The 7,951-nt window shown below is 58.0% G+C and carries 6 protein-coding genes and 1 pseudogene; 4 read left to right on the plus strand and 3 right to left on the minus strand.

Going from position 1 to position 7,951, the window contains the following annotated elements; translation table 11 throughout:
* The first annotated feature begins 88 nt into the window (after nt 1–88).
* The gene (locus tag K289_RS0139760; protein ID WP_027556376.1) at nt 89–1,114 is read left to right on the plus strand and encodes an IS110 family transposase; all 1,026 of its coding nucleotides are present in this window, start codon (nt 89–91) and stop codon (nt 1,112–1,114) included.
* 277 nt (nt 1,115–1,391) lie between these two features.
* On the opposite strand, the gene K289_RS47080 is transcribed toward K289_RS0139760, so the two are convergent.
* Nucleotides 1,392–2,144 (minus strand): prephenate dehydrogenase, encoded by a 753-nt coding sequence (locus K289_RS47080; protein WP_035687822.1) that lies wholly within the window; start codon nt 2,142–2,144, stop codon nt 1,392–1,394.
* 832 nt (nt 2,145–2,976) lie between these two features.
* Between K289_RS47080 and K289_RS0139770 the strand changes: the two genes are divergently transcribed.
* The gene (locus K289_RS0139770; protein WP_027556420.1) at nt 2,977–4,656 is read left to right on the plus strand and encodes a pyridoxal-dependent decarboxylase; all 1,680 of its coding nucleotides are present in this window, start codon (nt 2,977–2,979) and stop codon (nt 4,654–4,656) included.
* A 222-nt stretch (nt 4,657–4,878) separates the two neighbouring features.
* Nucleotides 4,879–6,150: a condensation domain-containing protein gene (locus tag K289_RS0139780; protein ID WP_027556421.1), complete on the plus strand. Its 1,272-nt coding sequence runs from the start codon at nt 4,879–4,881 to the stop codon at nt 6,148–6,150.
* A gap of 686 nt (nt 6,151–6,836) precedes the next feature.
* Here the strand turns inward: K289_RS0139780 and K289_RS47085 are convergent.
* Together K289_RS47085 and K289_RS0139790 are read right to left on the minus strand one after the other, a co-directional pair.
* Nucleotides 6,837–7,196 carry a transposase gene (locus K289_RS47085; RefSeq protein WP_371260914.1) on the minus strand — a complete coding sequence of 120 codons (360 nt, stop codon included), beginning with the start codon at nt 7,194–7,196 and terminating at the stop codon, nt 6,837–6,839.
* A gap of 12 nt (nt 7,197–7,208) precedes the next feature.
* Complete coding sequence (locus tag K289_RS0139790; RefSeq protein WP_198024883.1) at nt 7,209–7,586, minus strand: hypothetical protein; 378 nt, start codon at nt 7,584–7,586, stop codon at nt 7,209–7,211.
* Between the two features lie 188 nt (nt 7,587–7,774).
* Between K289_RS0139790 and K289_RS51255 the strand changes: the two are divergent.
* Nucleotides 7,775–7,951, plus strand: a pseudogene (locus K289_RS51255) (IS256 family transposase); the annotation flags it as partial.

Here is a 7,951-nt window from a genome sequence, read left to right on the forward strand (position 1 = left end):
AACATGGCGTAATCGCGGCTGACGTCTTCCTGAGGACACGAGGGTCAGTAGGATCAGTCTCCGCAGATTATCGAAAGGAAGCAGCGCCATGAAGCAGTACGTTGGTCTGGACATCTCTATGGAAGAAACCAGCATTTGCGTTTTGAACCAAACCGGCGGCGTGACATTCGAAGGTTGCGCGTCGACCAATCCTGAGGCCATCGCCAAACTCTTGCGGCAGCACGCCGGCAACGCTGAACGGATCGTGTTTGAAACGGGCTCGCTTTCCAATTGGCTTTGGCACCAACTCAAAGCGCTAGGCTTTCCGGTAATTTGCCTGGACGCGCGTCATGCCAACGCAGCGTTATCGATGCGCATCAACAAGTCGGATCAGAACGATGCCAGGGGGTTGGCCGAAATGGCCCGCATGGGTTGGTACCGGGAAGCGGCCGTTAAGGGGGCGGAGAACTGGAAAACCCGTTCGATGCTGGCGGCTCGAAACAGGCTGGTGAATCTACGGCGAGATATTGACAACCAAATGCGCGGTCTGTGCAAGGGGCTGGGAATAGTGCTCGGCAAGGCCGGCTCGACTAACCTCGGTCGCAAAGTCGACGCCGTGCTCGCTGAAGCGCCGGATTTACAAGATATTTTCGCACCGCTACTCCTTGTCCAGGCCTGCTTGACTGAGCAGATTGAGAAGTTCGATCGATTACTCCTGGCAGCGGCAAAAGCTGACCAGACCGTTCGGCGAATGATGACCGTTCTCGGCATCGGTCCACTGACTGCCCTGTCTTTCGTCGTTACCATCGACGACCCCACTCGCTTCCGACACTCCGCCGACGTCGGCGCCTATCTCGGCTTGACACCAAGACGTTATCAATCTGGTGAGATGGATCGCACTGGCCGCATCTCCAAGCGCGGCAACCACCAGATGCGAACTTATCTGTTCGAGGCCGCGAACGTCCTGCTGACTGTTGTCAGGCGAGGTTCTTCGCTCAAGCGCTGGGGCAGCAAGTTGGCCAAACGCATCGGCACCAAGAAGGCCAAGGTTGCTGTCGCGCGCAAAATGGCCGTCATCCTCCATGCCATCTGGACAGATGGCACCGAATTCCAGGCAGAGATGCGTACCGCATGAAGTAGTCCTAAAATAAACCCAGATCCGCCTTCGGCGGAGCATGCGTCCCTGCCGGGACGACGGTGCTGGCAATCTCGAAGTCGTCCCTGCGGGCGTTACGCGCACCGCGCTCTTAACATCGGGATGCCACACCTCTTGAACGCCATCATGCGGCGCTCGTGCACAGAGACGACCGCGGAAAGAACCATGAACCCGGCAGCGGATCATTTTGGAGTATCGGGGGTTGACATCCTGCCCGCGATTAAAGAACGGACGACTATGAAGAATGCGGCTTCGTTCAGTCGTGCTGATCCAACATCGCGCGCGTCGCTTCCGCGAGCGAAAAAAAGCGTTCTCGAATTCCCGCGGCGTAGGGGTTTTCGCGCTCGATTGCGAGAAATACGCTTGGGGCGTCGTGTCTGACCATTTCTGTAGCTTGGATCAGATGATCGAAGCTTGCCGTTGTCAATCGCCTCGGCAGAGGCTCCATGCGTATGAGAACCTTGGCGACGAGATGCGTGATACCCTGAACAATCGCGGCTTCCCGATCGTGTTCCTCTGGCGACACAATATGCACCGTGAGCCCGAGCACGTATCGCAGGAAAGCCCCGATTCTGAGGACCGAGCGGCCCCGCACAGGGCACAGCGCGATCTTAAGTCCGGCAATTCCATCGCGGGCGCTTCCTGGCCCGAACAGAGGGTGCGTTCCAACGATCTCAACGAACGAAGGTAGCTCAGCCTTCATCACCTCGATAGGGCGCATCTTTACTGAGCCGACATCGACCACAATGCCGCCCGGCCGGAGGTGTGGACGAAGCTCTTTGATTGCGGCTGCCAAATTGGCAACGGGGACGGCAAGGATTACGAGGTCGCAGCGTCCCACATCCGCGATATTGCCGCGCTGTACACAATCAAGACCACGGTCTTCCGCAGACAGCTCAGGATCGTAGGCGATCAGCGAAAAATGCGGATGCAGATGTGTCGCAACAAGCCGGCCAAATGCACCGAAGCCGAGTATGCCGATTAATTTGACATCCAACTTGAGCGACATCCCACGGCTCCGTTAGCTGCGACGACAGCACGCAACGGTTGTATCCCGATTCGAGCTGCGTCCCTTGGACGACGGGCGTCGTCAATCCCCGAGCAGGCGGGGTTTTTGCCCCGCATCAGGCGGCACAGACTGAATCTTACTGCGTCATGCGCATCCACGGTCCTTTGCTATTGGCGAACCCCCGCAGCAGGGATATTGGGGCAAGGCTTGGATCAGCACTTTGATGAGACGCGCGCGCATGTGCATAATCGATCCCGAGTGCTATCAGATAGTCTGCTCGCTGAGCGACATCACGTCAACGACGTGAGGTGAGCCGGCCACCATGGTGGAAAACGCCGTGCCGACTTAAGTGTGCGAGACTTGTTGACGATAACCTTGATCTGCTACACATCGCACATCTCCCGGAGCCCTGCCGCTCTGCAAGTTCCCGCGCTGCCAGCGGAATAGAAGAAGCAATCGCAACGCCAACAACTATCATACCCAAGGCGACAAGCTCGCCCTGCCCTGCTCGAAACGCGACCGCTGGTCATCCCACTCTCCTTCCGCGGCGGATCGGCATCCTGAAACAGGTCTTCTGCCGCCGGCTCCTCAAGCTCTGATTATTCTCCGGATGAGACTGATCTCTTCTACCTGCAAATTCTTGTAGTTGATCGGCACCATGATTGGTGCGAAATGCCGCTCGCAAGTCGTGCTGCTCTGCCTCGTCTACGTAGGTGATGAGATAGTCGTAGGAGCGAACACCCACCGCTGAGGTCGGCTAGGCGAAGTGTCTTTGATGATGTCAGCCATTCCGTGGACAGATTTGCGGGCAGATTGTCGAGCAAGCCAAGCCATGAATCAACTTGATTGGGAGGCCTTTTGCAGGTCGGAATTCCTGCTTCCGAACGAGGCCAACATTCCTAAACTGGAAGAAAAATTCTCGTTCCTGATTGCCCGTCTCAGTGCCACTTCAGGTGGAAGGAGTGGACGCAGGCCGGTCGACCCCACAGGGATGTACAATGAGGAGAACGTTGGCTTCGAGATCCCTGGTGCCATTTCGTCCTTCGAGGAGGCGATGTCGGACACCTGTCAGTACTTCGACGGCTGTATCCGGTGGCACGACCCGCGTGCCCTTTTCAACATTACCCCGTCGCCGTTGCTCGACACTGTCGCGCTCGCCGCGATCACGAGCTTGTACAATCCCAACGGCCTCTGGGATCACACCTCAGGTAAGCTGCTGTTAGCTGAACGGCGTGTCGTTTCAGCGCTAGCGGGACTCGCCAGATGGGACGCGAGGTTGGTCGGCGGCGTCTTCACGTCTGGGGGCAAGGCAACTCTTATGTACGGCATCAAGGCCGGCCTGAATAAGACTGAACCAGAGGGGGTCGCCAAGGGGTATCGCAATCGCCACCGCGTGCTAGCGAGCGCCGCCGCGCACTATTCTCTTGAGAGCATCTGCAATTTCCTTGGTCTTGGTCAGGAGGCTTCCATTAGGGTGCAGACCGATGCTCGCGGGGGCATGGATCTAGCGTCCTTGGAGTGGACCATGACGCAATTGCTGGCGAAGGGGGATGTGGTTTCCGCGGTGATTGTTAGCGGCGGCGCCACCATGAACGTAGTCGCAGATGACTTCGATGGCGCCAGAAGGGTAATCGACCGCGTTTGCGCTAGGGCGGGTGTACCGCTCCCGCAACTGCACGCTGACCTGGTTATCTCGTGGCCTTGGTTGATGTTCGATTCGGAGAGTACGATTCCGACCTATTTGTCGCCGGCTACTGTACAAGGGATCATGGAGTTACATCGACGTGTCGCTGCAGTCAGGGTTACGGATTCCTTCGGTGTCGATTTCCACAAAACTGGATTGTGCCCCTATTCGTCGAGCGTCTTCATGGCGCAAGACGCCGCCTCGCTTCGCTCGATTAACTCGGCGATGCGGGCTCAGATAGAGGAACGTGACTTCGGCGATGCATCAAACTTCGACCGGACCTTGGAAAACTCGCGAACATGCCAAGGGATCATCACCGCCTATCACGTGCTGCGCCGGTTGGGAAAACAAGGATTCCGAGAATATATCGGCCGCGCGCTGCGAGCCCGCGAGATGTTTGTGGAGGAGCTCGCATCCATCGATGATCTTGAACTAGTAAATACCGATACCTTGGGCTTCGAAGTTGTAATACGTCCGGATTTCTACAGAGAAACGCTGGAGTTTAGAGACATCGATGCGACGCCGGACTCGAACGAGGTGCTCCTTTACAAGGAGCGTTGCGAGCTGTTCTGGTCATTTCTAAACCAAAACGAGTTCAATGTTGAAAACGACACCCCAGTCGTCGGCTACGTGCCGCGCTTTGTCAATCATCGCTATAGGAGCGGTGCTCCAGCCTTTTTGCTCTACCCGGTCTCGGTGCACTTGGATCGGATCTGTATCCGAAATGTCCTCCGGTCCTTTCGAAACGCGAAGACACACTTTGAGCAGCGCCTGATCCTCGGCGCCGAATTCGCGAGGCCGCGATTGCGCCTCGACCCTCCGAAGTGAGAACGGGAGAAGCTGATGAAAGCATACGGCATTCACAATCTGCGGACTCTGCCGCAGGTGCGCCGCATTCCAGCCAATCTGCTACGCGACCAAGAGATTGTTGTCGAAGTGGCCGAGACGCAAACGTGAAGCTCGCTTGGTCAGGGATACGAATTGATCGTCGGCTGACTCTCATCCGGTTTGGAGTCTTCCGGACATTTGGAGAACCCCGGTTTGCCGCAAATGTTGACCTCCTTGCTTGATCTTCCCCTTTCGATATCCCAGTCGTGCTACCGAGATGTTGCGATGCCCGCCGGCAGCAACTCCTCATGCAACGTGATAATTGAGTTCGTCAGCCCAAAATCGTACCCGCAGGAGAAAGTGCTCTGGGCTCTAGCGGTGCTCTGTAAGCGCCACGACGGGTTGCGGACCTACTTTAACGCAGACCCGCCAACGCAACAGGCGACGTTGGACGCGTCGGGGATGGAGCCAGATCGCCTCGAGGCGGCCACTCAGCTGTCCAGTTATCAGGACTTCCTAACCGTCGCCGACTTCAGTCGGGCGAAACGGCTGGAATTTGCGGAAACCGTTATAGATCCATTGGTTTGGCCCCTATTCCGGATCGCCTCCTTCGGCGAATCCGACGATGGGCAGGCCTTCGTCCTTTGCGCGCATCACTTGATTGCCGATGCCCACGCCCTGGAAGTCTTTGTGTCGCAGTTCCTGGGTATTCTGAACGGATCGATGAGCGTGGGGCGGGCCCGCATCGCGGAAACGACGTATTGGGAGTACGCAAGATGGCAGAGGAGAGAGCGAGAAGCCGTCGCCGCGCGAGCGGCGCGGGACGTGTGGCTCGATCGATTCGGCACCATTCAGCGGTACACCTCGCTAGGCGCCGCCTCTGCTACCGGAAGAAGCCACGGCGTCCTCAAAACATTGGAACCAGGAACTGCTGGGGGCGTGCGGCGCCTTGCGCGCGCTTCTGGCGCTAGTGTCCTGGCGGTGATTCTCGCAGGCTATGGTATCGCGCTGCGGCGGCATTTCGATGTGGAACCAGTGCTCGCTGTACCAGTACTCGCGCGCCCCCTGGAAGCGCATCATTCTATCATAGGATGCTGTGCCTTGTTGGCAGTCGTCTACCCGGCAACAGAAGGCCGCGCGAAGGCACTTGTGGCGTCGGCCAACGAGTGTCTGGCTCAGCTGCGCCGCTGCTCCACCTTCAGCATCTTAGACCTCGAGGCGCGACTCGGCATTGGTAGGCCTTCAGGGCGCTACCCGGTAACCACCCTCATTCTCAATCAGAAATTCGTGCTGCCGAGCGAAGGGGCGCTGCCGAGTGAAAGCCCAAGAGACCTTGGAAGAGAGATTGGTTTCGATCTGCAGCTGCGCGTCAAAAGAATGGGCGACAACATCATGCTCGACTACATCTATCGCTCGGACGTCCTCGCAGACGATACGGTCGTACGTTTCCACTCTAGCGTGGACCGCGAGCTTCGCCGATTGGTAAGCGGCTAGACCAGGCTGAAGTGGCGTTCGTGCGGCCGCCTTGTACGAAATGTGACTGCGCGGCTGGTCGTGACCTTCCATCACCCCAACCAACTTGGGTTTCGGCTCTCGATAGAGAAAAGCCTTCAAGGCTTCTGCGATGCGCGCGTCATGCTCTGCCTGAGCAAGTGTGATCTCGAGTAACGCAGGCGTGGGGGCCCAGTCTCAAATTTAGCGACGGTACGCACCGAAATCCCATGGCTTTACAAAAGCCAACTTATCGCTCCGATCATAGACTTGCAGCAAATCGGCGATATCGTACGGCTTCTCGGGCTTTCCATAACCGGGCAGTTCGCCAGTCTGTCAGTCGGCCCTTTAAGTTCGGTTTGTTGTCAAGCTTCCTTTTTGAACTCTCCAACCGCACGTCGGTAGCGCTCGTGCCGTCGAAGCTGGTCAGGTAAGGGAGACGGCGCGAGCGAGGCTGAGGCATTGGGTAAGCCTATAGTTGACCTGTTGATGCCATCGCTGGGGTCATGGTCCTTTCCGAGGTCGCGCAGCGCCTCATGATGAGTTCCGGGTCGGACGCCTCAACGCGTCCAGCGGAGTGCGGACGAGCCGCCACCAGCCGATTGATCAAGGTCACCACCACCACCGTCCGAGCGGGACATCGCTGGCCCGTCGAGAATCGGGCCAGAATCTCGCAAGATATGATCAGGTCAGGCAGCCTTTGCGTGGCCCCAATCGAACGACGTTTCGTCAACCCAGATGACGCAATGGAGGATCACGGTGATCTTCCGGGCGATGGCGACCTTCGCCTTGTTCATGCCAATCCGCTTGGCAAGCCAGTCCCGGGCTCTGAGAGATGACCATTTTTTCGTTCGATAAAGCAGAACAGTCGCTGCCTCGAACAGGTACGTTCGGAGGAGCCTGTCGCACCAGCGTGATATCTTGCCATTGATGTCACTTTCGCCAGATTGGTTGCGCCGAGGTGTAAGACCCAGATAGGCGCCGACGCTCGCTGCCGATCGGAAGCGCGACGGATCATCGATCGTATGGCGGAACGTCAACGCCGACACCAGGAACCGTCATCAGGCGACGCGTCGTCTCATCGGACCTCGCCAGCTGGCGGACTTCATCCTCGAACTTGCCTTGCTGCTTGCAGATATTTTCATGGATGGACAGGAGCGGATCGATGCATGGCCTGCACGGTCTCTACGAATGGCGTCATCGACCATTGTGGCGTCAGCTCTTTCGATCTGCTTGGTCAAGCGGTCCACACGGACTTCAGCGTCGGTCACGGCATGAATGTAGTTCTGCAGAACGATTTGGCTCGCCGGGTGAGCGAAGCGCACCGTGGTGAGCCAGCGACGATAAGCCAGGGTCCAGCCCTTCTTACCGGCATAGATGCGCCCATGTCGCAGTAGGAAGCCTTGGAGATGTTGCCGCGCCTTGCCGAGCACACGCATCGCCCTGGCGTGGGCTCTCACCAAGTCGCGCATGGCCTCATGCGGCGCATCCAGAACCTACATCGCTGTCAGCTCACCGCTCCGATGCAGGGGATGTCCCGGGTTCTGTTGAATTTCTGAAGAGGTCGGCGTTGCCCACCTTGAGCCGGTAGGCTCGGGGTGCTGATTCCACAAAGGAGAGCAACGCCATGACGAGAGATATCACACCGGCTGGTTCGCCGGCGACTGGGGCTGTGGACGAAGCGTTTGCAGAAGTGCGGGCGAGCTTTGATCGGTTCTGCCTTGCGGCGGGGATCGAGGCGCTCGGCACGATGATGGAGGCGGATGTCACGGCGGCCTGCGGGCCGCGCCACGGTCGCGATGCG

It is taken from the genome of Bradyrhizobium sp. Cp5.3, from assembly GCF_000426265.1.
Taxonomy (GTDB): Bacteria; Pseudomonadota; Alphaproteobacteria; order Rhizobiales; family Xanthobacteraceae; genus Bradyrhizobium; species Bradyrhizobium neotropicale.

What these genes read in the sequence shown, in the direction of transcription:
- K289_RS0139760 (WP_027556376.1), top strand. Translation starts at nt 89, where the DNA reads ATGAAGCAGTACGTTGGTCTGGACATCTCTATGGAAGAAACCAGCATT.
- K289_RS47080 (WP_035687822.1), bottom strand. Translation starts at nt 2,144, where the DNA reads ATGTCGCTCAAGTTGGATGTCAAATTAATCGGCATACTCGGCTTCGGT.
- K289_RS0139770 (WP_027556420.1), top strand. Translation starts at nt 2,977, where the DNA reads ATGAATCAACTTGATTGGGAGGCCTTTTGCAGGTCGGAATTCCTGCTT.
- K289_RS0139780 (WP_027556421.1), top strand. Translation starts at nt 4,879, where the DNA reads ATGTTGACCTCCTTGCTTGATCTTCCCCTTTCGATATCCCAGTCGTGC.
- K289_RS0139790 (WP_198024883.1), bottom strand. Translation starts at nt 7,586, where the DNA reads ATGCGTGTGCTCGGCAAGGCGCGGCAACATCTCCAAGGCTTCCTACTG.